The following is a 22,424-nucleotide window of genomic DNA, read 5'->3' as shown; positions in this document are numbered from 1 at the left end:
GCCCCGCCGACCGATTGCAAGCGGTCGGCGGGGCCATTGTGGCTCTTGACAGCGGATTGGGTCATATGAGCGAGCGGCAGCCAGAGCGAACAAATTGGCATGAAAAGAGGGCGGCATAGACCTTTTGGTCATGCCGCCCTCTTTGAATAACAAGATGTCGCTCTGGCCGCCGCGCAGCGTCAACCAAGTTACAGGCCGAGCATAGGCTCCAGGACGAAGAAGTACGCAAGCACCACGATGCCCAGGACAATGCGGTAGACGCCGAAACATTTAAAGTCGTGACGACGAACAAAGCCCATGAGCCACTTGATGGCGATGAGCGAAACCACAAAGGCGACGATGCAGCCCACGCCCAGGATGGCGACCTCGTTGGCACCAAACGTACCGCCCTTAACAAAGTACTTGACCAGCTTGAGCGCACTCGCACCAAACATGACGGGGATAGCCAGGAAGAACGTAAACTTGGACGCCACCGAGCGCGTGCAGCCCAGCAACAGGCCGCCGATGATGGTGGAGCCGGAACGCGATGTGCCCGGAACCAGCGACAAAATCTGGAAGCAGCCAATGCCCAGCGCGGTCTTCCAGCTTAAGTCCTCAAGCGTCGCAATGGAGCCAAAGTCGAGGTCTTCGTCATCGTTGCCCGAATCCTCGGCGGCAGCCGCAGCAGGCGCCGCAAAGTGTGCACCGGCGGGACGCCCGCCCGCCACCACGGCACGCGAACCAAACGAGCCGGCAAGAGCGGCCTGGTCGCGCTTGTTCGCGCGCCAGTTCTCGATCACGATAAACAGCACGCCGTACACAATGAGCGCCAGCGCCACGACGGGAGCATTATAGAAATGCTCCTCCATCCAGTCGTTGAGCGGCAGGCCAATCGCCGCAGCGGGAATACAGCCGAGCACAATCTTGCCCCACAGTACCCATGTGTCGCGACGACCCTCCTTGCCCTTGCTGGGCGAGAACGGGTTGAGGTCGTAGAAGAACAGCACACAGACGGCCAATATGGCGCCAAGCTGAATCACGACCAGGAACATGTTCCAGAACGTCTCGCTCACGTTCATCTTGACGAACTCGTCCACCAGGATCATGTGGCCCGTCGACGAAACGGGCAGCCATTCGGTAATGCCCTCGACCAGGCCCATGAAGGCAGATTTTAGAAGCTCGATAATATCCAAAGGGACCCCCTCGTTTAACACCCGCCGATAGATGTTTCTGCGGACGGTGCGGGCGATGTCCCATTATCAACCGTTGGCGACGCGCAAATGCCAACCCTTACCAAAAATCTCGTCCGTTCACAGAATTGCAGGCGGTCAAACCGAAATCCTTGGGTATAACTGCAACAAGATAAAGTGTCCGGCGGTCCGCGCACCCGTGGCCGCCCGACGCACGAGCCCCGCGCCCGTGCGATAGACCAAGGAGGAAACCATGAACGAGGGCTACACCAAGGTATTTGTTTCACTCGACGGTACTGAGCAGCAGGATTTCGTGCTCGCACGCGCCATCAAAGTGGCCGCAAACAACGGCGCAAAGCTGATTATCGGTCACGTTATCGATTCCACGGCACTCGAGAGCGCCGGTTCATATCCAGTCGATCTGGTCAACGGCCTAGAGGAGGCATTTAAGAACTCCATCGCCAAGCAGCTCGAAGAGGCCAAAGCCAATCCCGACATTCCCGAGGTCGAGGTCATGATTCGCGCCGGCCGTATTCGCGAGACGCTCAAAGACGAGATGCTCGACGTGGTCAAGCCCGACCTGGTGCTCTGCGGCGCACGCGGCCTGTCCTCGATCAAGTACGCGCTCCTGGGTTCGATTTCGACGTTCCTGCTACGCAACACCGACTGCGACATCTTGGTCGTGAAGTAGCGTTGCTCCCACCGGCCGCGGGGCCTGCGGGGTTTCCACGGGCACGTCCTCGCCGCGTTGCGGCTGCGGGATGTGCCCTTAGGAAACCCCTCCCGGCCCCGCGGCCTTCGCAGCCTTACTTCAGCGAGTTGTCTGATAGAAAAATGGCGTGCCGCCCCGTTTGGGGCGGCACGTTTTGTTTGGGATGGCACGTTTTTACTATAAGGCGATCCTGCTTAGACGAGCTTGCACTTCTGGAATGATCTTCTCGAACATTACCTCCGCTTCGGGAAAACCCTCTTCTTTGAGACCGCGCGCGGCGTCTCTTAGCGCGTCTGGAACCTCATTGCAGGTATCAGCAATCATTCCGGCGACAATTCCCCCGGGCAAACCCGCCCCAATCATTTGGCTCATCACCGACCCGCGCGTTACTTCGTCAATCTTGCGGCTCCCACCAAACGAGACGCCCATCTCACGAACGAGACTGGGGTAAACCGTTGTGCACAGCACGTCATAGAGCGGCGCCAACCTCACCTGCTTCCAACTTTCGTCCCATACGAGCGACCAGTTCTTTAGATGGTTATCACAGTTACCTACGGCATAGTCGAACAGCTGGTTATAGCCGACAAGGAACCTGTCCTCCATTTGATTCGTCGACGCCCTTCGCACCGCATCGACGATAAGCCCCAGGTAATTGACGCCCGTCGGCTCATATTTAAGCTCACGCGAGACGCCCTTGGCCTGACAAACATCTTCCTGATGCAAACGGTATGGAATTGGCAATCCGTCAACCGAGCGTCCGGCATCAGACGTTACTCGGTCAAATCGCTTCACGGCGATAATTGGCTCGGCATCCTCAACTCGGATAAGAAAACACTCTTCGGCCGATAGGTCCATCAGAGAGGCGGCTCTCACGCACATCGCTTCGCACACTGTCTCGCCCGGGAACGTTTTCGACCCCGCCTTGAGAATGTGCGTGGATGGAGCCGCTCCATGAGGCAGGTACCATCCACCACATGGGTCATCGCCCGTATGGTAGAGACCGATCTTCGCCTGAGCACCTGCAAGGGAGATTCGACTCTCTAGCGCTAAATCAAAAGCAACCTCCGCCGGTGCGTATGCCAGCCCGCTTAGCTGTTCCGCACCTATCTCTTCATAGTCCATTTCGAGGCTGTCGCCCGAAGGCTCTCGCGTCAGAACCAGGGCGCCGACGGGTTCATCGCGGACCAAATCGAGTACCTTGAAGTAATCTCCGCGTTCCGCTCGCGCCCTTTTCTCAAGGTCCCTGTTGAGCTGCCCCTCCGGAATGATGCCGGAGAAAAAGGAACCCGTTGCATCCGGACTAAATGTCTCGGCCGTCAACGGCAGCGAGATCGAAATCGGCGCCGCATCACCGCTCTCGAGATATTTGGGGCTATAGGTGAATATCGGAAACCCCGCATTTTCCTCCAATATGCCGACCAGCTGGTAAGACCCATTAAACTCACGGTGAACGAACAGCGTGCCATCCATTACTTCCCCCTCACCTTCAGAATAAAATCAATATCCACGATGGAGGCGTAATCGAAAATGACACCAATTTCGACCGTTGTCCGCCCCCGTTCGATATCACCAATCACACGAAGGCTGCGACCCGTCATAGTCGCGACGTCACGTTGAGTCAAGCCGAGCTCACGCCTTCTGAGCCTAAGGGCCTTCCCTATCTCAGAGGGATCGAAAACCGTGCGCTCCGAGAAAGCGGCTTCCGACGGTTTGAGCTTGACGCGCCCATCCAGCTTTTTAATCGTTGTCACCGTTCTCATAACGCCTCCAGCTATATTCCTGCCCGTGAACATAGTATAAAACTGTAGCACTATGTTCATGTACGGGAATATAGTGTTGACTACATTAGCAATGTTCCCGTTCGGGAATATAGCTGCCGAAAAGCCTGATTTCTTCTTAAATGGGAAGATCCTGAACGTCTACGCTATACGGGCTGACTACTCAAAGTATTGGAACTTGTTGGTTGAGAAGGCAAACGTGACAACAAAGCCTTCGCCGGAATCGGATGCCGCGGTGACGTCGATGCCCATCTTGGAGCACAGGCGTGCCACCAGATAGAGGCCGATGCCCGTTGCGCGCTTGGTGGTGCGGCCGTTGTCGCCGGTAAAGCCCTTCTCGAACACGCGTGGCAGGTCTGCCGCACTCACGCCGCAGCCGTTATCGGCAACAGTGAGCTCAATGCGCTCACTCGCCAGACCCTCGTCCAGCAACGCGCCCGAAAACACGATCTTCGCGCCGTCCTCGCACGCGTATTTAATGCTGTTCTGGATGAGCTGCCCCAAGATAAACTCGAGCCACTTCTCGTCGGTAAAGACCTCAAAGTCGAGGTTCTCGCACACCGGGGCCACGTGCGCCGCGATGAGCTCGCGCGCGTTGGCTTTAATCGCGCCCGTCACCAAGGTCTTGAGATCCCAGCGGCGAATCAGGTAGTCCCGCTCCACGACTTCCGAGCGCGCGTAGTACAGTGCCTGGTCGATATAGCGCTCCACGCGAGCCAGCTCACGGCCCAGGTCATCCACGCGCGACAGGTCGTCTTCGCTGCCGTCCAGGTTTTCCAAAATCAGGTGGGCCGCCGCCAGGGGCAGCTTGGCCTCGTGGACCCAGCTCTCGATATAGTCGCGATAGTCATCGGTCTGACGCCGGCCTTCGGCAACCTCGTCGCAAGCAGCTTTGCCCACGCGACGCAAGACCTCGTACTCGAGCTCGCCCTCGGCATAGGTCGGGCATTGCACCATCTCCTGCACCCATGCGGGACTCTCGAGCTCCTCGGCCGCACGCTCCAGCTGACGCAGAAAACGGCGACGGCGCGCGTACTCGACCACGATGCCGAGCATACCAAAGATAAAGGACACGCCGACCGCCACGACCGCAATAGATGTCGAAGCACCGGCGACCGTCAGCACAAAGCAGCTCAGCAGCACGCCGCACGTCCACACGGCGACGGGAAGCAGCGCATCTTTAAAGAACTTGCCAAACGACATAGCCGGCCCCTAGACCGAATAGCCTTGGCCGCGATGCGTCGTCAAATACCCCTTGATGCCGATTTTTTCGAGCGTGGTACGCAGGCGGTTGATGTTGACGGTGAGCGTATTGTCGTCCACGAAGGCATCGGAGTCCCACAGGTCCTGCATGATGGCCGAGCGCGAGACGATCTTGCCCGCGCGGCTCAGAAGCAACGAGAGGATACGCAGCTCGTTTTTGGTGAGCTCGGTGCTGGTGCCCGTTTGCGTGTTGGTGACCATGGAGCGTGCGAGGTCGAGCTCCAGTCCCTTGTGGACGAGCGTGCTGCGCTCGCCCGCCGCCGCGGTGCGACGCAGTAGTGCGTTGATGCGCGCCACGAGCACACGGGCGCTGTAGGGCTTGGGAACAAAGTCGTCCGCGCCGAGCGTCATGGCCATGACCTCGTCAATCTCGGTCGTGCGCGACGTGAGGACGATGATGGGAACCTCGGATTCGCGGCGAACCTCATGGCAGATGTGCTGGCCGTCTTTGACAGGGAGTGTGAGGTCGAGCAGCACCAGGTCGGGAGCGGCGGCGAGAATATCGCGCGAGACGTGCTCGAACGATTCGCAGGCCTCGATTTCAAACCCGGCGCGGGCAAGAATGTCGACAAGCTCACGACAAATGGGCTCGTCGTCCTCAACGATATAGATCAGCGGCATGGGTTCCGCTCCCCTCTTGGTTGTCTTGCCACCATTATGGCTGCGAAACTGCAGGTGTGTACCGCGCGCAGTGCCAAGGTGACAGAACTGTTCGCGAGCGGGGGCGTTTTGTCCGCCTCGCACTCGTAGCGGTGGCGGGGACCAAAATGATTCTTTAATCCCCGTCCCAGAAAATCATTTAGCGGCGGGCGCGGAGCTTTTCGTAGCCTTCGGCGAAGAAGGCAACCGTGGCGGCGTCGGCCTCCGCAGCGTCCGTCTCGGTTGCGGGAACCACGCCGTGCTCGTCGCTCACCAGGAACAGCGCGCCCTTGAGTTGCGCGGGAATGTCTACGCGCGTGACCGGGATGCCCTTGGTCTGGGCGAGCTGCTCGATGAGCGTCGCCGTGCCGCACAGGCACTCGTCCGCCGGCGCCACAAAGGCAAGCTCGCCGTTGTTGACGGCGGCGAGCAACTCGGGCGCCACGCCGGTCTCGTCGGCCTCGGAGCGGGCCTCGGCGGAACGGGCACGCAGCGCCTTGGCCGACGTATCGGCGAGCGGCTCGTACTCCCCCACCGTCATGGCGGCGTTGCCGTTGATGTCGATCACCAGCATGAGTACGCCGTCGTGCGCAGTGTAATCGCCCTCGGCAAGCGACCACTCAACGTGCTGTTTGGCCCAGCTGAGCATGTTATGGGTAAGCGGCTCGCCCTGCACCAGGCGCTCGGACAGTGCGCGAATGTGGCGGTTGAGCATGGGCACCTTTTTATTGGACATGCGCCAACGGCAGACAAGCGCGGGCTTGTCGAGCGTAAACTTCTCGACCGCCTCCTGATTGGCGCAAAAGTCCTCGTACGCACGCTGATCCTCGGCATTGCCAAACAGCTCGGCATCATCAATCTGGGGCATGGTCATACCTTTCGTGTTAGTCATTCCGTCCTCTTATACCAAAAAGACGGCCCTCCAAACGGAGCGACCGTCTTTTGCAGAGATTATTTTGTTCCGGGGCGAAACTTAGTGCCTAAAGTGGCGGGCGCCGGTAAAGACCATAGCAATATTGTGCTCGTTGCAGGCCTGAATGCTCTCGTCATCGCGCTTGGAGCCGCCGGGCTGGATGATGCAGGTCACGCCGTGTGCGGCAAGCACGTCGACGTTGTCGCGGAACGGGAAGAACGCGTCGCTTGCACAGGCAAAGCCGCCCTTCTCCACGCCCTCGCGCTCGCAGAAGTCCTCGGCGCGCTCGCAGGCAAGTAGCGCAGAGTCAACGCGGTTAGGCTGACCCGGGCCCATGCCAATGCCGGCCTTACCCTTGGAGACCAGGATGGCGTTGGACTTAACGCCCTTGCAGACCTTCCAGGCAAACTCGAGCTCGGCCATCTCGGCGTCGGTGGGCTTGCGGTCGGTGGGGAACGTAAAGGTCGCGGGATCCTCGGTCACGTGGTCGACCTCCTGCACCAACATGCCGCCGTCGACGGAGCGCAGCTCCACCTGAGCGCCGTGGTCCACGCCGCCGGTCGCCAACACGCGCAGGTTGGGGCGCTTGGCCATGCGCTCGAGCGCCTCGGCGGTGTAGCTCGGGGCGATGATGACCTCGACGAACTGCTTGTTCTGATCGGCAAAGTGCTCAACCAGATCAAAGGGAACCTCGCGGTTGCAGGCGATGATGCCGCCGAAGGCGCTCTTGGGATCGCAGGCAAAAGCGCGGTCGTAGGCAGCCGTGATGTCCTCGGCAACGGCGGAACCGCAGGGGTTCTGGTGCTTGAGGATTACGCAGGCCGGCTCGTCGAACTCGCGGACCAGGTTCCAAGCGGCGTCGGCATCCAGATAGTTGTTGTAGCTGAGCGGCTTGCCCTGGATCTGCTTGGAGCCCACGAGCGGGAACTGCGAGCTCGCGGTGTTCTCGCAGCCCTCGGCAAAGCGATAGACTGTGGCTTTCTGCTGCGGGTTCTCGCCATAGCGCAGGTCGTCGACCTTCTCCAGCGAAATCTCGAGCTTGGCAGAGGTGTCCGCCACGTCGCTTGCCTGGGCGGCGAGCCAGCGGGAGATGGCCGTGTCGTAGGCGGCGGTGGTCTGGTAGACCTTCACCTGCAGGCGACGACGGGTGGAAAGCGTGGTGCAGCCACCGGTCTCGTGCATCTCGGCCAGGACGGCATCATAGTCGGCCGGATCGGAAATGACGGTAACGCTCGTGGCGTTCTTGGCGGCAGAGCGCAGCATGGAGGGGCCACCGATGTCGATGTGCTCGATGGCGTCCGCGAAGGTGACCTCGGGGTTGGCGACGGTCTTCTCGAACTCGTACAGGTTGACGACGACCAGGTCGATCAGCTTAATGCCGTGCTGAGCCGCCTCCTGCATGTGCTGCTCGGAATCGCGGCGGGCCAGCAGCGCGCCATGAACCTTGGGGTGCAGGGTCTTAACGCGGCCGTCCATCATCTCGGGATAGCCCGTGAACTCCTCGATGGGGGTTACGGGAACGCCCGCGTCCTCGATGGCACGAGCCGTGCCGCCCGTAGAGATGATCTCGACGCCAAAGTCGTCAACCAGCGTCCGTGCGAAATCGACGACGCCCGTCTTATCGGTAACCGAGATCAACGCGCGTGCGATCTTCACATCAGATCCCATGCAGTCCTCCTGTCTGGTACGCCGCCGTGCTCTGTGAGTCGGTGATACGTCGATCTGCAGCGCTCGCGCAGCGGCATTGAAAATACTGATTTAATGTAGCGCATCGAGCGCATCGATGCACCCCGCAACGGGCGCATGTGCAGAAAAAGTTTGCGAGCGGAGGGGATGGGCATGGCACCGGGCACGGTGAGTTCATGGAACACAGGGGCACCATAATTAGATGCCAATGGCGTGGTAGAACTGTGCTCGATATGCATCCGCAAAAGAAAGAGGCACCATGGTCTCGCGGGTTCTCTACCGACCGTTTGATACCGAAGACTTCGACGCCATCGCGCTGATTCTGCAGCAACTTTGGCATAACAATTCGGATAACGATGAGTACAACCGCCTTGAGGCCGCGTGCGACCTCGCCTATTGCCTTTCGTCATCGACGTTTTCGCAGGTTGCGGTGATTGACGGCGAGGCGCGCGGCATTGCACTTGCACGCGCAGGACAGAACTCCGGCGTCACTATCAACGAGCATTGGATGGATACCGAACGCGCACTGCTATCGCAGATGCGTGAGCTGGAGCCTGATGCCTGCGCCGAGTATCTCTCGTTTGTGCGCGCAACCATCCGAACCAACAACCGCCTGCTCGAGAGCAGCCCGTTGCCGCACGACAACGAGGTCACGCTGCTTGCCGTGGATCGCGATGTCCATGGCCTGGGCGTTGGCACGGTTCTGCTCGATGCCGCGGTCTCGCACCTGTCCTCGCTTGGAGCGACGAGGGCGCACCTGTACACCGACTCCAACTGCTCGTGGAAGTTCTACGAGCTGCACGGCTTTAAGCGCACGGCCACGCACCGCGCCAACCGCGAAGAGCGCCGTCACGACATGCCGCGCGAAAGCTTTCTCTACGAACTCGACCTAACAGCCTAAACCCGGCAGTTAGGGACGTTCCTTTTGTGCCGGCACCCCGGGACACTCCTTGGCAGCAACCGCACCTAGTTGTTGGGGACATTCTTGGGTAACACAGTCGACGAAACCCTCGTTGGCGTCGCCCTATAGAGGGGTCTGCAAATAGCTGTGGGCAAAAAACATCAAATATGAGTACTGTTACCTTTTTAGTAGCAGCGATTTGGGGCATTTTAGAGGCTTTTAGACATAGCAGCCAGTCAGGCGAGCTGACGTATTTCCACAAATGTTCAATAAAATGGGCCCCTAACGAGAGATAATCTCATTAGGAGCCCATTATTTAGTGCAAATATATGTCACTATAATGGCAACAGTACTCATATTTGGCATTTTTTGCCCACTGCCCCCTGTGTGGGGATCCGTAACGGAAAGATAGACCCATTTCAAAGCATAAAAATGGGATAGATTTTCCGCCAACAGTCGCCGGAGAAGATCCATCCCAAAAATCAGAACGCGCTAGAACGTTCCGCCGCCGCCTCCGCCGACGCCGCCACCACCGCCGCCAGAGAAGCCGCCGCCGCTGCCGCCGCTCGAGCTATCGGAGCTCGAAGCCAGCTCGCGGATGGTCTCGTGATACACGTCATCGAATGAATCGAGCGGGGACTCGGTACCGTAATGATGGTAGTACCACCAGTAGCAGGGGTAGTTGTCGTAGAAATCGTCGCTGTTGCGCAGGTCCGCAGGCACGGCCTCGGCCAGCTGTCGCAGCACTTCTTTCGAAACGCCCAGGGCAACGCCCATCACCAGCAGCTTGTTCCACAGCACCAGATCGCCCGGGACGGCTTCCTTTAGACGAGTGAAGTCCTCGAGCCAATGCTTAAGTGCCATGCAGCGAGCCGCCACCTCGGCGCCCTCCGGCGTAAAGCGGCGGAACGTAAGGCCCACGCCAATACCCACCAGCACAATCGGCACCGAGATAACCGCGGCGGTAATGTTCGCCTGTGCGCCATCGGTAAAGAAGATGGATCCCACGGGAACAAAGGCAATCAGGATACCAAGAACCAGGCAAAACACCATTGCAACAATGCCGTCCGAGGCAACGTACTCGCTATCGGCCAGCTTGCCCTTAACGGTGTTCTGATAGTCCTCGAACTTATCACCCACGGGTGTAGCGTGCTGCTTGACGTAGTGCTGCAGCTCGTCGAACGTGCGCGAACGGTCACCGTTCTCGTCAGGCTTAGCACCGGCAAAGAAGACCTTGAGCACCATGTGGTCAATGCCCTTGGCCGACTTCCAGCCCGCATCACTCACCGTCACGCGATACGTCTGCTCTTCTTTTTCACGCCCCAACAGACCCTTCTTGGCCTTGGTCACGGTCGCCTGCTCCAGCTTGATCACACGGTCGTCAGTGAGCTTCATGAGCGTGGCGATATATGCCTGATCGGGCACCTCGTTCCAGCTCATGAGGGCCGAAAGCACGGCGGGATGGTCGGCCGAAGGCACATCGCGGAAATATTCGTCCTGGAAAAGCGGCTTGGGCTTGCGCTTGCGCAGCTTGAGCATAACGATTGTGCCGGTAAAGGCCACCGCCGCAACAACACTTAGCACGGCAAGTGCATTGGCAATCATGCGAGCGTGAGCGCGGCGGGCGTTAGCTTCGTCGGCCCATTCCTTCTCTTCGCTCAGGATCGTTGACATGCGCTCTTCGCCCGAAGCGGCAAGCTGCGGCACCCAGTCGCTAGGGAAGGCGATGCGTGCCTCGGCGAATTCGCCCTGGTGCACGCAGGGAATGGTATAGGTGACCATGGGCTCGTCCTCATCGAGCGACACGTCGCCCGTCAGCGGACCATGGCCCCATGCGCGGAAGTTATCGCCCTTGACGGCCGCCGTCCCGGCAGCGGCATTCGCGAAGCACACTTCCATCTCGACGTCATCGGAATCCGCAGACCAGCCGTCACCTACGAACTTCCAGTAGAGCTCGGCGGTATCGGCCCAGTTCATAACCGCACCGGTCATGGTGTAGCTCACGTAGTAGATTGCGCTGTCGCCGCTCTCGTGAGGGCTGAACACCTTAATCCTTACGCCGTCACCGGTCTGCTCGACCGTGTAGACGCCAGAGTCGCCCTTGTTCGCGCTATCGACTTTGTTAAACGCGGTGTCCTCTTCCTCGACACTCAGCACGTCGACGGCCGCCGAGCCACCCTGCTGGTTGGAGCCCGTATTGATCTCCCAAAACACGCCGTTGATGTCGTCGTCGAAATCAAACTGGCGTCCCTCGACAACGGTCAGCGATCCGTCGGCTTCGACCGTGGCGCTGATGTAGGTTTGGGTCATGGAATAACCGTCGGCGTGTGCGGCGGCGGGCAGTAGCAGCAATGCAAGCGCGACGAGTGCGCAGACGGAAGCAAATCGCGCAAACGGGCGGCGCTGCCGACAGGTTTTGGCAACGGGGGCGTTCATAGGCACATCCTTTGTCTGTGATACCAGCAACGCCATTGTCCCACGTTTACGGGCGCACATGACGAACATCTAGGCCAGCGGAGTATCAAACGGGACGAAAGTCACGCCCGCGGCCGGCACCTGGGGACGTTCCTTATCTGCCGGCAATCTGGGACACTCCTTGGCATGGCCTGCGCCAGCAATAGATATCACTTCATAGCTCCGTCACAGGTGTAGCGGCTTTGTGTGGGCGCGGCATGCGCTGATTGAGCCGCCAGCCGAGGGGCATAAAGCAGTTGAGCGAAAACGGTTTGCCCCTTTGCCGTTCGTTCGAGGATCATGTCCCCCTTTTCCGCGGAAACCCCGGCAGTTGCGAAGAGCTGCCGGGGTTTCTGTCGTTTGAGGGCTAGATTGATTGATGACGATTAAGGTGCCGAGCCGGTGGTCCGGCACGCGCAACGCGTGGCCTCGGCAACTTGCAGGCCACGGCAGCGTCTCCCCCACCGCGCCCCGCGCTATACTCGTCCGCATGGATATCAAAACACGCAACATAGCAACGCCCGCCGCGGACGCGCCAGCGACGCCACCCGCCTCCGCCCCCGCGCCCGTCGTGGGCCGTTTTGCCCCGTCGCCCTCGGGTCGCATGCACCTGGGCAACGTGTTCAGCTGCCTGTGCTCGTGGCTTTCGGCCCGCAGCCAGGGCGGCAGCATCGTGCTGCGCATCGAGGACCTGGACGATCGCTGCAAGCGCCCGGAACTTGCCGCTCAACTGATTGACGATCTGACCTGGCTGGGGCTCGAGTGGGACGAAGGCCCCTACTACCAGCACGATCGCCTGGATCTGTACGAGGACGCCCTGCGCCAGCTGCAAGACGCCGGCCTCACCTATCCCTGTTTTTGCACGCGTGCCGAACTCCACGCCGCGAGCGCGCCGCACGCCAGCGACGGCACGCCCATCTACCACGGCGCCTGCAGAGGTCTTTCTGCTGAAGAAATCACCCGCCGCAGTGCCCTGCGTGCTCCGGCCACGCGCCTGCGTGTGCCCACCGTCGACGACCTCGCCAGCGACGTGATCGAATTCGTGGACCGCACGTACGGAGCCCAATGCGAAGCACTCGCCACCGAGTGCGGTGACTTTTTGGTGCGCCGCAGCGACGGCGTTTTTGCCTACCAGCTAGCCGTGGTGGTCGACGACGCTGCCATGGGCGTCACCGAGGTCGTGCGCGGATGCGATCTGCTGGGCTCCACGCCCCGCCAAATCTACCTGCAGCATCTGCTGAGACTTCCCACGCCGCGCTACGCGCACATTCCACTGCTCGTGTCGCCGGATGGCCGCCGCCTTTCCAAGCGCGACCGCGACCTGGACCTGGGCGAACTACGCGCCCGCTTTGGCACGCCCAAGGCGCTGCTAGGCTGGCTCGCCGGGCAAACAGGCATCGCGCCGGACGCCACACCGCGCTCTGCCGAGCAGCTGGTCGAGCACTTTAGCTGGGATGTTATCCGTACGCATCGGGAAAACATCACTGTAACGGTCGAGTAGCCAGCCACCCCGCCCCTACGCGACATCCCAGGGCTGGAGTTCGTCGCCCAGGCGGACAATACAGTCGTAGAGCACGGTGTGGCACTCGGCTGGGTTGGCGTCACGATGAAAATGCCCGTAGTACCAGCGTTTGTAGTCCAAGCGATCTTCCAGCTCATCGAAAAATGCCGTAAGTCGGTCAACGTCGGGGCAATTCCAGCCGGGCGCTGGATAAAGCGTGGGCGAAAGCATACGCGTAGAGCAGGTGTGGGTGACCACGTAGTCGACCTTCCAGCCCACGCTGTCGAGTTTTGTCCGTGCCTCCTCAAAGTTGCGCTCGTCCGGCAGCTCCTGCGGCCACCAGCTGGAATACGGAATGCGGTATTCCTTATCCACGCTCGTGGCGCCGCCCATGGTAAAGATCGTTGAGCCGTCGAGCTCAAAAACCTCGCCGCGCGTCAGGCGTCGGATGGGCGAGGTGTCCGACAGGCGCTGCGTCAGGCCGCCGTGCCACAGCTCCATGGGGCGCTCCGACCAGTGATCGAAACGCTCGTGGTTGCCGTCGACAAACAGCACGGTATAGGGGCGCGACTCCAGCCAGGCGATGTCGGCACATTCCTCGGCAGAGAAATCCCACGGAAAGCCAAAGTCGCCCGCGATGATGAGATAGTCGTCACTTGTCAGACCATCCCCAAGATCCCAGTCGCGAAGCTTTTGCATGTCGACGCCGCCGTGAATATCGCCCGTCACATAGACCGTCATCGGATCACCACTTCCCTGTAAGTCGCTAGCCCACATTCTGCACGATCACTAAGTCAACCGTTCCAGCCCTTCCATCCTTTGGGACCTACCCCTCGCTCTTCCATCCAAACGGGTCAAACACCCAAAAGATCAGATCGAGCACGCCGCCGGTCATCGTGGCGCCGGCAAGAGCCATGCAAACGTGCAGGGAACTGGCACTTCGGAGCACGTCGAATGGCCCCAGAACAGCCAGCAGCGCGACCGCTGCGCCGGCAAGGCACAGCGCGAGGCATGGCCCCGCGTTCTTGACGCACTTCTTTGCGAGATGCTTGGTGCTATCACTCATCGATATCGAACTCCTTAGAGGGTCGTTGTTTGGGTACATGCCGCCGCGGCAGAGCAGGGCGGCAGGGTAAGTGTCCCATGCCGTGCGGGCATCAATGGAGAAACCGCCTGCTCGACCAACCTTTGACGCCGTTTTGCACCGGCACCACATCCCCCGCTATCGAGGTCTAATACTTTTCCCACCGCTACCCAAAAACTCATCCAACATTAATCTTGGCTCAAGAATCGCTTAATCTATAACCTGCACTATAGAGTTCGAACAAGGGGCGGGGCGGCGCCGCGCAACGCAGGCCGCCGAACGCAACGCTCGCGCCCGGGCAAATCGCCCGGCGTCGCGCCCATCGAACGAAAGGACAGGTCATGGACGACCTCGAAAAAGTTGAAACCATCCGCACCAAGTGCAACGTGAGCTACACCGATGCCAAGGCCGCGCTCGACGCCGCCGACGGCAACGTTTTGGACGCCATCATTTGGCTCGAGTCGCAGGGCAAGACGCAGACCACGTCGGCGCACGCCGCCACCGAGTCCGCGCCAGTCGATGAGCCCTCAGCCGAGATGGTCGCCGCGCAGGCCGCCTACGAGAAGTCGAGCGAAAAGACCGACTTCTCCAAGAAGATGGACAGCGTATGGGAGTACCTCAAAAAGCTCTTCCGCCTGAGCCTGGACACCAAGTTTATCGCCACGCGCCGCGATGCGATCATCCTCAACATTCCCATCCTGATTCCCATCGTTGCACTGTTTGCCTGGGGCGCCACGATATGGCTGATGCTGATTGGCCTGTTCTTTGGCATGCGCTACCGCATCGACAGCGACGGCGACGTGCCCGGCAGCATCAACAACCTTATGAATCACGCTGCCGATGCCGCGGACGACATCAAACAAAATCTCAACGACGACAAGTAATCGCAGACGGGGGGGCACGCATGGCACGGATCCTAATCGTAGAGGACGAGGAGAAAATCGCCCGCTTTGTGACGCTCGAGCTGGAGCACGAGGGCTACCAGGTGGAGCACGCCGCCGACGGCCGCACCGCCGTGGACCTGGCGCTGGAGCGCGACTACGATTTGATTCTGCTCGATGTACTGCTGCCGCAGCTCAACGGCATGGAGGTCCTGCGGCGCGTCCGCAAGCACAAGGATGTGCCGGTGATAATGGTCACCGCGCGCGATGCCGTGATGGACAAGGTGGCCGGGCTCGATGCCGGCGCCGACGATTACCTGACCAAGCCGTTTGCGATTGAGGAGCTGTTCGCACGGATCCGCGTGGCGTTGAAGCGCTCGGAGGCCGTGCGGGCGGCTTCGGGCGTTGGCGGCATCGGGACGGGCGCGGCAGGCGGCACGGGTGTCGGCGCCACTGCGATGCCCCCGGTCAGTGACTCGACCCAGGTTTCCGCCTCGCTCTCCCCCGCCACGCTCGCCGTGGGCTCGGTTGCGCTCGACCCCGACCGCCGCGAAGTCACGGTCGGCGGCTCGCCCATTGCGCTCACGGCCCGCGAGTTCGATGTCCTCGCCCTGCTTATGGCGCATGCCGAGACCGTGCTCACGCGCGAACGCATCGCGCACGAAGCGCTGGGCTACGAATACATGGGCGACACCAACAACGTCGACGTGCACATCGCGCATCTACGCGCCAAGATCGAGGACGCCGGCGGCGCCCGCATCATCCAGACCGTGCGCGGGGTGGGCTATGTCTGCCGCGCGTAACGCCGAGGCCAAGCGCGTCACCTCCATCGCCCGCGCCATCAACTGGAGCTATATGTGGCGCCGCCTGATGAGCTACGTCTGGCTCGATCTGTTGCTGGTGGTGATTGCGGCGGCGATCCTCGTCTATGGATACAACCAGACACTGCCCGACAGCGCGTTTACCGCAGGATGGATCCCCGGCGCCACCGTTCGCGGCATGTCGCTGAAGCCCGCGCGCGGCTGGGACCTGACAACGCTCACCTATACCGTCGAGCTTGCGCGTACCACCAAGACCTTCCCCCTCGCGCAGGACCTCATCGCACTTTGGCCCCTCTATATCGTTGTTGTAGGTTGGCAGGTCATCAGCATGCTCGATATGCTCGGCGGCGCTCGCCGTGTGCGCCGCACCATGGCGCCGCTCAACGACCTGGCCCTGCGCGTGGACGAGCTCGGCCGCATGCAGCTCTCCGGCGGCAAGATGGAAACGCTGGAGCAAGCCATCGAGCGCGCGAGCGTCGACTCGCCGAGCGTCACCACCGGCGACGCCGACCTGGCAAGCATCGAGGTCGCACTCAACCGCCTGCTGCGCCAGATGCAAGAGGCCAAGCTGCAGCAGATGCGCTTTGTCAACGATGCAAGCCACGAGCTGCGCACGCCCATCGCGGTGATTCAGGGCTACGTGAACATGCTCGACCGCTGGGGCAAAGACGACCCGGACGTGCTGGCGGAATCCATCGCGTCCCTCAAGGCCGAAAGCGAGCACATGCAGGAGCTCGTGGAGCAGCTGCTGTTTTTGGCGCGCGGCGATGCCGGGCGCACGGTCCTGCGGCGTGCGCATACCAACCTGGCTGCACTGGTCGGCGAGGTTTGCGAAGAATCGCAGATGATCGATGCCGGGCACACGTATCGGCTGGCCTTTGACGCTGCGCTTATCAGCGACCCGCGCTGCGACGCGTCCGTCGATGTCGCGCTCGTGAAGCAGGCTCTGCGCGTGATCGTGCAAAACGCCGCCAAGTATTCGGACGCGGGCACGCCCATCTCGTTTGGCGTAGCGCCGGATGCGGGCGCGGGCACGATCGACATAAGCGTTGAGGACGAGGGCATCGGCATGAACCAGGAATCCGCAGCTCACGCGTTCGAGCGGTTCTACCGCGCCGACAACGCGCGCGATGCCGGAGCGCAGGGCTCGGGCCTGGGGCTCGCCATCGCCAAGTGGATCGTCGATAGCCACGGCGGCGTCATCGGCGTGACCTCGGTCGAGGGCGTCGGCAGCCGCTTTACGATTCGCCTGCCGCGGTAGGAAGCCCCTCGGCATAAATAAAGGGATAGGGCCACGCAGCCCTATCCCTTTTTGCTAGCTATGACAGCTTGTGCGCTACTCGCGGCACAGGTGCACGGCGAAGCCGGCGAACTCGCGCTTAAAGTACACGAGCTTGGTACCACCGTCGGGTAGCAGCGCGCGCGACTCCTCGTTGACCTCGAGCCCGCGCTCGGCAAACCACTTCTCAGCTGCATCGATGTCGTTAACGGCAAAGCCGATGTGGCCTTTGGTGCCACGACCGTTCTGCTTCATGACCTCGACCAGCGAATCGTTGAAGTACGAAACCGGGGTCTCGATAACAGGCAGGCCCATCATCGTCGAGAACAGCTCCGCGATCTCCAGGGCGTCTGCCGGGTCGGCGGCGTTAATGCCCACATGGGCAACGCGCATGCCAAAGAGCTCGACCGGGTTGACGTTCTGCTCACTCATACAGGCAGTGCCTACTGAGCCATGACGTCGAGAACGGCCTTCTCGGCAGCGACGCGGTTCATGCCGGTCATGAAGGGCACGCCGCTCACGTACGGGCAGGTGAGGCCTTCGGGGGCAACGGTGGTGGCGATCAGCAGGTCGGCGCCCTCGTCGCAGTAGTCCTTGGCCTCGGAGATGGCGCACTGCACGATCTCGTACTTGTCGGCGTAACCGTTGGCGTCGAGCAAGGTGGCGACCTTCTGGGCAACGAGTGTGGAAGTAGCAGCGCCAGCACCGCAAGCCAAAACGATCTTCTTCATAGGTAATGTCTCCCTTCATGGTTTACTTTAGGTAAGTGTACCGCAGCGAGCGATGGCACTCAGCCTCGATGAGCTTTTATGCTAGTTTGCTTGCGCGCTGCGTATAATACATCTAGTACGTGTTGTCATACCGCTCGCTTTATGAGCGACTAAGGATCCCAATATGCCCGATTCCCGCACACTCTGGACCGCCGTCGTCATCATCTGCATCGCCGTGTCGGTGTTCTTTAGCGTCAAAAAACGCACCACGTTCAAGCGTCTACAGCAGCTTATGGCTGCCAAGCAGTGGGACGAGTTCGATCGTTTGCTCGACGGCAAACTCACCAGCATGCTGTACCCGCGCTACAACCGCGACTACCTGCGCCTGAACTCCTATCTGCTGCGCGAGGACCACAAGCGCGCCGATGAGATGTTCGATTTGCTGCTGGGGCTCAATCTGCCCAAGATGCAGCGCGTCGACCTGGTGATCAAAGCCTTTAACTACTATGTTGGCCAGGAGGACCGCAAAAAGTCCAAAGAGCTGTTGCACGAGATCAAGGGCTTTGAGGGCGGTCAGGCCGAGGCAGTTGCGCACGAGTGTCAGCTGATGTACGACACGATGATCCTCAAGCGCCACAACGACATTCCCGAGCTGGAGCGCATGCTCGAGGATGTCGGCGACGACCCGGTCAAGCGCTGCCGCTTGGAGTACCTGCTAGCCCTGCAGTACCAGAACAAGGGCGACGAAGCCAAGTTCCAGGAGTTCCTGGAGAAGTCGGGCCAACACTCGATGGCCGTCAACGCGTAACGGACGGCTTGTGCTAGACTTCTAGTCTCACGGGGGCGTGGCGGAATTGGCATACGCAGGAGACTTAAAATCTCTCGCCGCAAGGATTGTGGGTTCGAGTCCCACCGCCCCTACCATGTGATTGCTTGCGAGCCCGTGTTCCCCAGGGATGCGGGCTCGCTTCTTTTAGATGCCGGTGGGACTCGAACCCGCGAGGGGGCGAGCGTTAAGCGGACGCGCAGCGTCCGTAGCGAGCCGGCGAGGGCGCCGACAGGCGGCCGAAGCCGGTGCGTATTTGCGCGGCAAATGCGCGGATATCCCACCGCCCCTATCATGTAGTGCTTACGAGCCCGTGTCCCCAAGGGATGCGGGCTCGTTTCTTTTACACGCCGGCGGGGCTCTAAGTTGCGGTGGAATAGTTCCTGTTTTGGCAGTTTATCAGCCCATTTAGGAACTATTCCACCGCAACTTAGGTTGGTATTTACACATTTTCCGATGGAAAAACGTGGTTGTCTCGCACATTTTCCGATGGAAAAACGTGGTTGTCTCGCACATTTTCCGATGGAAACGACCAAATGGCCTTATACTAGCCGAGAGGGTTGGGAGGCAATATGCAGCGACAGCTTATGAGTGAACTTATCGCTTGGAAATCAAGGGCGAATCGCAAACCTCTCTTGCTTAAGGGAGCCCGCCAGACAGGAAAGACTTGGCTTCTTAACGAATTCGCAAGCCAGCAGTATCGAAACGTCATTCGTTTTGACTTTATGCTCGAGCCGAGCACACGCTCGCTGTTCGATGGGGACCTCGACCCCAAGCGCATCATCTCCCAGATAGAACTCCTACGTGGCCAAACCGTAACGCCGGCAGACACGCTCATCATCTTCGACGAGATCCAAGAGGCGCCACGCGGGATCACCTCGCTCAAGTACTTCAACGAACTTGCACCCGAATACCACATCGTGGCAGCCGGTTCCTATATGGGCCTCGCGCTCCGACGCGAAAATGAGTCATTTCCCGTCGGTAAAATCGACCAGCTCACCATGCGTCCCATGGGGTTTGCCGAATTCGTTCGTGCCGTCGACGGCAACCCGCTCGCCGATGCCATCCTTGCCGCAGACATGAACCTTCTAGCAAACGTTACCGAAAAGCTCGAGCACTTACTCAAGGAATACCTTGTTGTCGGCGGTATGCCCGAAGTTGTCTCCGCTTTCGCCGAGACACGCGACTTCATCGAAGCCCGAAGGCTTCAGCAGCAAATCATCGAGGCTTACGAATCCGATTTTGGCAAACATGCACCCGCCCGCATCGTCGAGCGCATGAGGTTGGTTTGGAAATCCCTTCCCGGCCAGCTTGCAAAGGAGAACAAGAAGTTTGTCTATGGCGCCCTTCGTCCCGGAGCGCGCGCACGCGATTTCGAGGAAAGCCTCCAGTGGCTCACGGACTACGGAATCGTTCATAAGGTGCCACGTGTCTCCGCTCTAAAGGCGCCGCTCTCGAGCTATGAAGACCTCTCGGGCTTCAAACTGTTCTGCATCGACACCGGCATCCTCGGAGCGCTCTCCGGTCTCTCTCCGGCCATCGTTCTTAACGGATCCGCTGTTTTTACCGAGTTCAAAGGTTCGCTGACCGAACAATACGTCGCGCAGGAGCTTTTGCTCCAGGACAAAACTCCCGCGTATTGGTCCTCTACCTCCGGCAATGCCGAAACCGACTTTGCCATCGACCATGCGGGAACCGTGCTTCCGCTTGAGGTCAAGGCAGCAGAGAACCTTAAAGCGAAGAGTCTGAAAATAGCCTGCGAAAAATTCAAACTCGAGCGTTGCGTGAGGAGCTCCCTGGCGGCATATAGAGACGAGGGCATGCTCGTCAATATTCCGCTTTGGGAGATTGGGCAGATCGACAAGCTGGCATAGGCGCTGTGGGGACGCCCCGCAAGGACTGTCCCCAGGTGCCGGCAGAAAAGGAACGTCCCCAGGTGCCGGCTGTTGAGTTGCGGTGGAATAGGGACTGTTTGGTGCCCGAAAGGGCGATTTTAGTCCGTATTTCACCGCAACTTATTTAGAGGGTGCTGAGCTCTGGGGTCCAGGAGATGGTGGGGGTCGCACCGTCGAGAGCCTCGTTGATGGTGGCGGCCATGCCGGCGAGTAAGCTGTTCTCGCTTACAGTGAGCGTCTTGTAGCCGCCGGCTCGCATAAGCTCGCGGATTACCACGGCACCAGCCAAGATCACGCCCGCGCGTTTGGGCTGTACACCCGGTAGAGCGGCGATGCCGTCCGCATCCAACGCAGACATGCGCTCGATAGCGGCCGAAACCTGATCCAGCGAAAGCTCGCGCAGGTGCACAAAGCTCGAATCGTACGGTTCCAGCTCATGAACGAGCGCCACGAGTGTGGTGACGGTGCCACCCACTGCGACCAAGCGTTCGGCGCGCTCAAAATTGCTCGGCAGGCCCTCAAAATAGGCAGCGAACTGCTCGCCCGCCCACGCGGCAGCGGCAGTAAGCTCGCCGCGTGCGGGCGGCAGTGCCGAGAAAAATCGCTCCGTCACGCGACGGCAACCGATGTCCAGCGAGCGCGTTCCCTCCAGCGCAAAGACCCCGCGCTCAGGCGCATAGACGCCCGTCGCGAGCTCCGTGGAGCCACCGCCCGAATCGGCGACGATGATGCGCTCGCCAGCAAAGTCGTGTGCCACGCCAAAAAACGTCAGGCGCGCCTCGACCTCGCCCGGAATCACCTGCGGTTCGAGCCCCAGATCGCGCAGACCGTCCAGCAGCAGCGCGGCATTGGACGCATCGCGCGCGGCACTCGTGCAGGTGGTGCAGACGCACGCGGCCCCAAAGGTACGGGCTTCGTCCACAAACATGCGGCACGCAGCGAGCACGCGCTCAACGGCCGCCTCGCAAAAGCGCCCCGTCGCATCCACGCCCTCGCCCAAGTCGGTGATCTCGGTATGCTTGGACGATTCCACGATCGCCCCGCCCTCGACCTGCGCCAGCACCAGTCGCGACGACACCGTTCCCAGATCGATCGCCGCCACCTTATATCGTTTGCAATCTGCCATTGCGGGCTCCCCTCCGGGCGCTATTTGCCGTTGGACACGACCGTCTGGCCCTCGACACCGTTAAACCCAAACAGCATGTCGAGCGCCTGGATGTACCACGGGGCGTCCTTACCGACTTCTTCGATTTCCTTGGCAACTTCGCTGGCCTTCTTGGCGTTCGACGACTTCTTGCTCGAAGACGAATCCGAATCGTCGTCCAGGCCCTGCACTTCAATCCTCTTCTCGCCGGGCATCACCAGGCCCAGATCCTCGGACGCCGCATCCTTAATGCCCTCCTCCGAGAGCAGTTTGTCGACGCTTTTTTGCAGCTCATCATTGTATTGCTGACGAATCTCGACCTGCTTGGCCAAGATATCGCTCGAACGCTTTGCCACGTACAGATCGCGCACGGGGAAATACAGGCTCACGAGCACCAGGGCAACGACAATGCCGATGAATAGCCCTCGCTGAGGACCGTGGGTAAAGTCGTAGATCGCCTTGACCACCGCGTTGTCGTTGGCGTAGTGCATAAAGTCCGAGCCCGAAAGACGGCTCGAGGGCCTGCTCGACCTGTCGTGCGTCTGGGCCGAGGGACGCGACGCATGCGACGAACGTACCGGGCGCACCGGTCCATCTGACGAAGTATTCACTTGAGCATTGGGGCGCGAGGTACTTGTCGGGCGCTGCATGGAGCGGTCGGCGCCGGCGTAGGCGGACCCACCGAGCTGCACCGTGCGCGCACGGCGAGGCGACGGCTCACGCGAACCGGCGGAATAGTACCTGTTGTCGTAAATCTGATCCATGTGC

The 22,424-nt window shown here is 60.3% G+C and carries 22 protein-coding genes and 1 tRNA gene; 9 read left to right on the top strand and 14 right to left on the bottom strand.

Annotated features, from left to right (window positions below):
• Nucleotides 1–188: 188 nt before the first annotated feature.
• A complete protein-coding gene (locus tag ACESWY_RS07350; RefSeq protein WP_373093743.1) occupies nucleotides 189–1,172 on the bottom strand; it encodes an undecaprenyl-diphosphate phosphatase in 984 nt (327 codons plus the stop codon).
• A gap of 250 nt (nucleotides 1,173–1,422) precedes the next feature.
• Here ACESWY_RS07350 and ACESWY_RS07345 point away from each other — a divergent pair, with 250 nt between their 5' ends.
• The gene (locus ACESWY_RS07345; RefSeq protein WP_006235921.1) at nucleotides 1,423–1,860 is read left to right on the top strand and encodes a universal stress protein; all 438 of its coding nucleotides are present in this window, start codon (nucleotides 1,423–1,425) and stop codon (nucleotides 1,858–1,860) included.
• Nucleotides 1,861–2,058: 198 nt separating this feature from the next.
• Here the strand turns inward: ACESWY_RS07345 and ACESWY_RS07340 are convergent, their stop codons facing one another.
• The 6 genes from ACESWY_RS07340 to purH all read right to left on the bottom strand — a co-directional run bounded on the left by ACESWY_RS07340 (nucleotide 2,059) and on the right by purH (nucleotide 8,142).
• Nucleotides 2,059–3,351, bottom strand: a complete 1,293-nt coding sequence (locus tag ACESWY_RS07340) for a HipA domain-containing protein (protein ID WP_117769930.1) — start codon at nucleotides 3,349–3,351, stop codon at nucleotides 2,059–2,061.
• Nucleotides 3,351–3,641 carry a helix-turn-helix domain-containing protein gene (locus ACESWY_RS07335; protein WP_117769931.1) on the bottom strand — a complete coding sequence of 97 codons (291 nt, stop codon included), beginning with the start codon at nucleotides 3,639–3,641 and terminating at the stop codon, nucleotides 3,351–3,353. Before ACESWY_RS07335 ends, ACESWY_RS07340 begins: the two co-directional genes overlap by 1 nt.
• 177 nt (nucleotides 3,642–3,818) lie before the next feature.
• Entirely contained in the window at nucleotides 3,819–4,862 is a 1,044-nt protein-coding gene (locus ACESWY_RS07330; protein WP_373093746.1) for a sensor histidine kinase, read from the bottom strand.
• 9 nt (nucleotides 4,863–4,871) lie between these two features.
• Nucleotides 4,872–5,543 (bottom strand): response regulator transcription factor, encoded by a 672-nt coding sequence (locus ACESWY_RS07325; protein ID WP_373093748.1) that lies wholly within the window; start codon nucleotides 5,541–5,543, stop codon nucleotides 4,872–4,874.
• Nucleotides 5,544–5,721: 178 nt separating this feature from the next.
• Nucleotides 5,722–6,453: a hypothetical protein gene (locus tag ACESWY_RS07320; protein WP_373093749.1), complete on the bottom strand. Its 732-nt coding sequence runs from the start codon at nucleotides 6,451–6,453 to the stop codon at nucleotides 5,722–5,724.
• Nucleotides 6,454–6,534: 81 nt separating this feature from the next.
• Nucleotides 6,535–8,142, bottom strand: a complete 1,608-nt coding sequence (gene purH, locus ACESWY_RS07315) for a bifunctional phosphoribosylaminoimidazolecarboxamide formyltransferase/IMP cyclohydrolase (RefSeq protein ID WP_349088162.1) — start codon at nucleotides 8,140–8,142, stop codon at nucleotides 6,535–6,537.
• 277 nt (nucleotides 8,143–8,419) lie between these two features.
• On the opposite strand from purH, the gene ACESWY_RS07310 reads away from it, so the two are divergent.
• Nucleotides 8,420–9,061: a GNAT family N-acetyltransferase gene (locus ACESWY_RS07310; RefSeq protein WP_148332653.1), complete on the top strand. Its 642-nt coding sequence runs from the start codon at nucleotides 8,420–8,422 to the stop codon at nucleotides 9,059–9,061.
• 492 nt (nucleotides 9,062–9,553) lie between these two features.
• Here ACESWY_RS07310 and ACESWY_RS07305 read toward each other — a convergent pair whose 3' ends face one another.
• The gene (locus tag ACESWY_RS07305; RefSeq protein ID WP_373093752.1) at nucleotides 9,554–11,497 is read right to left on the bottom strand and encodes a DUF2207 family protein; all 1,944 of its coding nucleotides are present in this window, start codon (nucleotides 11,495–11,497) and stop codon (nucleotides 9,554–9,556) included.
• Nucleotides 11,498–12,005: 508 nt separating this feature from the next.
• On the opposite strand from ACESWY_RS07305, the gene gluQRS reads away from it, so the two are divergent.
• Complete coding sequence (gluQRS, locus tag ACESWY_RS07300) at nucleotides 12,006–13,016, top strand: tRNA glutamyl-Q(34) synthetase GluQRS (RefSeq protein WP_373093753.1); 1,011 nt, start codon at nucleotides 12,006–12,008, stop codon at nucleotides 13,014–13,016.
• A 15-nt stretch (nucleotides 13,017–13,031) separates the two neighbouring features.
• Here gluQRS and ACESWY_RS07295 read toward each other — a convergent pair whose 3' ends face one another.
• Nucleotides 13,032–13,757: a metallophosphoesterase gene (locus tag ACESWY_RS07295; RefSeq protein ID WP_373093755.1), complete on the bottom strand. Its 726-nt coding sequence runs from the start codon at nucleotides 13,755–13,757 to the stop codon at nucleotides 13,032–13,034.
• Nucleotides 13,758–13,842: 85 nt separating this feature from the next.
• A complete protein-coding gene (locus ACESWY_RS07290) occupies nucleotides 13,843–14,082 on the bottom strand; it encodes a hypothetical protein (RefSeq protein ID WP_373093757.1) in 240 nt (79 codons plus the stop codon).
• Nucleotides 14,083–14,441: 359 nt separating this feature from the next.
• Between ACESWY_RS07290 and ACESWY_RS07285 the strand changes: the two genes are divergently transcribed.
• From ACESWY_RS07285 to ACESWY_RS07275, 3 genes are read left to right on the top strand one after another with little or no spacing between them, the layout of a single operon-like run.
• Entirely contained in the window at nucleotides 14,442–14,984 is a 543-nt protein-coding gene (locus ACESWY_RS07285) for a UBA domain-containing protein (RefSeq protein WP_022093856.1), read from the top strand.
• Between the two features lie 20 nt (nucleotides 14,985–15,004).
• Entirely contained in the window at nucleotides 15,005–15,784 is a 780-nt protein-coding gene (locus ACESWY_RS07280) for a response regulator transcription factor (protein ID WP_373093759.1), read from the top strand.
• The gene (locus tag ACESWY_RS07275; RefSeq protein WP_138113387.1) at nucleotides 15,768–17,063 is read left to right on the top strand and encodes a sensor histidine kinase; all 1,296 of its coding nucleotides are present in this window, start codon (nucleotides 15,768–15,770) and stop codon (nucleotides 17,061–17,063) included. The genes ACESWY_RS07280 and ACESWY_RS07275 overlap by 17 nt, the downstream gene beginning before the upstream one ends.
• A gap of 75 nt (nucleotides 17,064–17,138) precedes the next feature.
• Here the strand turns inward: ACESWY_RS07275 and ACESWY_RS07270 are convergent, their stop codons facing one another.
• Both ACESWY_RS07270 and ACESWY_RS07265 read right to left on the bottom strand, forming a co-directional pair.
• Entirely contained in the window at nucleotides 17,139–17,513 is a 375-nt protein-coding gene (locus ACESWY_RS07270) for a VOC family protein (protein ID WP_138113389.1), read from the bottom strand.
• A gap of 11 nt (nucleotides 17,514–17,524) precedes the next feature.
• Nucleotides 17,525–17,812 carry a PTS sugar transporter subunit IIB gene (locus ACESWY_RS07265; protein ID WP_006235903.1) on the bottom strand — a complete coding sequence of 96 codons (288 nt, stop codon included), beginning with the start codon at nucleotides 17,810–17,812 and terminating at the stop codon, nucleotides 17,525–17,527.
• A 163-nt stretch (nucleotides 17,813–17,975) separates the two neighbouring features.
• Between ACESWY_RS07265 and ACESWY_RS07260 the strand changes: the two genes are divergently transcribed.
• The 3 genes from ACESWY_RS07260 to ACESWY_RS07250 all read left to right on the top strand — a co-directional run bounded on the left by ACESWY_RS07260 (nucleotide 17,976) and on the right by ACESWY_RS07250 (nucleotide 20,491).
• Nucleotides 17,976–18,599 carry a hypothetical protein gene (locus ACESWY_RS07260; RefSeq protein ID WP_373093761.1) on the top strand — a complete coding sequence of 208 codons (624 nt, stop codon included), beginning with the start codon at nucleotides 17,976–17,978 and terminating at the stop codon, nucleotides 18,597–18,599.
• Nucleotides 18,600–18,630: 31 nt separating this feature from the next.
• A tRNA-Leu gene (locus ACESWY_RS07255) sits at nucleotides 18,631–18,715 on the top strand.
• Nucleotides 18,716–19,189: 474 nt separating this feature from the next.
• Complete coding sequence (locus ACESWY_RS07250) at nucleotides 19,190–20,491, top strand: ATP-binding protein (protein ID WP_373093763.1); 1,302 nt, start codon at nucleotides 19,190–19,192, stop codon at nucleotides 20,489–20,491.
• 145 nt (nucleotides 20,492–20,636) lie between these two features.
• Here the strand turns inward: ACESWY_RS07250 and ACESWY_RS07245 are convergent, their stop codons facing one another.
• A complete protein-coding gene (locus tag ACESWY_RS07245; RefSeq protein WP_373093764.1) occupies nucleotides 20,637–21,638 on the bottom strand; it encodes a Ppx/GppA phosphatase family protein in 1,002 nt (333 codons plus the stop codon).
• A gap of 20 nt (nucleotides 21,639–21,658) precedes the next feature.
• Nucleotides 21,659–22,420, bottom strand: coding sequence for a hypothetical protein (locus ACESWY_RS07240; RefSeq protein ID WP_373093766.1), 762 nt, complete (start codon nucleotides 22,418–22,420; stop codon nucleotides 21,659–21,661).
• Nucleotides 22,421–22,424: the final 4 nt, after the last annotated feature.

The organism is Collinsella aerofaciens ATCC 25986, from assembly GCF_964237925.1.
GTDB classification, from domain to species: Bacteria; Actinomycetota; Coriobacteriia; order Coriobacteriales; family Coriobacteriaceae; genus Collinsella; species Collinsella aerofaciens_BJ.
This window is presented reverse-complemented; position numbering and strand designations above follow the sequence as displayed.

Coding starts and splice junctions, on each gene's coding strand:
- ACESWY_RS07345 (WP_006235921.1), top strand. CDS start 1,423: ATGAACGAGGGCTACACCAAGGTATTTGTTTCACTCGACGGTACTGAG.
- ACESWY_RS07340 (WP_117769930.1), bottom strand. CDS start 3,351: ATGGATGGCACGCTGTTCGTTCACCGTGAGTTTAATGGGTCTTACCAG.
- ACESWY_RS07335 (WP_117769931.1), bottom strand. CDS start 3,641: ATGAGAACGGTGACAACGATTAAAAAGCTGGATGGGCGCGTCAAGCTC.
- ACESWY_RS07330 (WP_373093746.1), bottom strand. CDS start 4,862: ATGTCGTTTGGCAAGTTCTTTAAAGATGCGCTGCTTCCCGTCGCCGTG.
- ACESWY_RS07325 (WP_373093748.1), bottom strand. CDS start 5,543: ATGCCGCTGATCTATATCGTTGAGGACGACGAGCCCATTTGTCGTGAG.
- ACESWY_RS07320 (WP_373093749.1), bottom strand. CDS start 6,453: ATGACTAACACGAAAGGTATGACCATGCCCCAGATTGATGATGCCGAG.
- purH (WP_349088162.1), bottom strand. CDS start 8,142: ATGGGATCTGATGTGAAGATCGCACGCGCGTTGATCTCGGTTACCGAT.
- ACESWY_RS07310 (WP_148332653.1), top strand. CDS start 8,420: ATGGTCTCGCGGGTTCTCTACCGACCGTTTGATACCGAAGACTTCGAC.
- ACESWY_RS07305 (WP_373093752.1), bottom strand. CDS start 11,497: ATGAACGCCCCCGTTGCCAAAACCTGTCGGCAGCGCCGCCCGTTTGCG.
- gluQRS (WP_373093753.1), top strand. CDS start 12,006: ATGGATATCAAAACACGCAACATAGCAACGCCCGCCGCGGACGCGCCA.
- ACESWY_RS07295 (WP_373093755.1), bottom strand. CDS start 13,757: ATGACGGTCTATGTGACGGGCGATATTCACGGCGGCGTCGACATGCAA.
- ACESWY_RS07290 (WP_373093757.1), bottom strand. CDS start 14,082: ATGAGTGATAGCACCAAGCATCTCGCAAAGAAGTGCGTCAAGAACGCG.
- ACESWY_RS07285 (WP_022093856.1), top strand. CDS start 14,442: ATGGACGACCTCGAAAAAGTTGAAACCATCCGCACCAAGTGCAACGTG.
- ACESWY_RS07280 (WP_373093759.1), top strand. CDS start 15,005: ATGGCACGGATCCTAATCGTAGAGGACGAGGAGAAAATCGCCCGCTTT.
- ACESWY_RS07275 (WP_138113387.1), top strand. CDS start 15,768: ATGTCTGCCGCGCGTAACGCCGAGGCCAAGCGCGTCACCTCCATCGCC.
- ACESWY_RS07270 (WP_138113389.1), bottom strand. CDS start 17,513: ATGAGTGAGCAGAACGTCAACCCGGTCGAGCTCTTTGGCATGCGCGTT.
- ACESWY_RS07265 (WP_006235903.1), bottom strand. CDS start 17,812: ATGAAGAAGATCGTTTTGGCTTGCGGTGCTGGCGCTGCTACTTCCACA.
- ACESWY_RS07260 (WP_373093761.1), top strand. CDS start 17,976: ATGCCCGATTCCCGCACACTCTGGACCGCCGTCGTCATCATCTGCATC.
- ACESWY_RS07250 (WP_373093763.1), top strand. CDS start 19,190: ATGCAGCGACAGCTTATGAGTGAACTTATCGCTTGGAAATCAAGGGCG.
- ACESWY_RS07245 (WP_373093764.1), bottom strand. CDS start 21,638: ATGGCAGATTGCAAACGATATAAGGTGGCGGCGATCGATCTGGGAACG.
- ACESWY_RS07240 (WP_373093766.1), bottom strand. CDS start 22,420: ATGGATCAGATTTACGACAACAGGTACTATTCCGCCGGTTCGCGTGAG.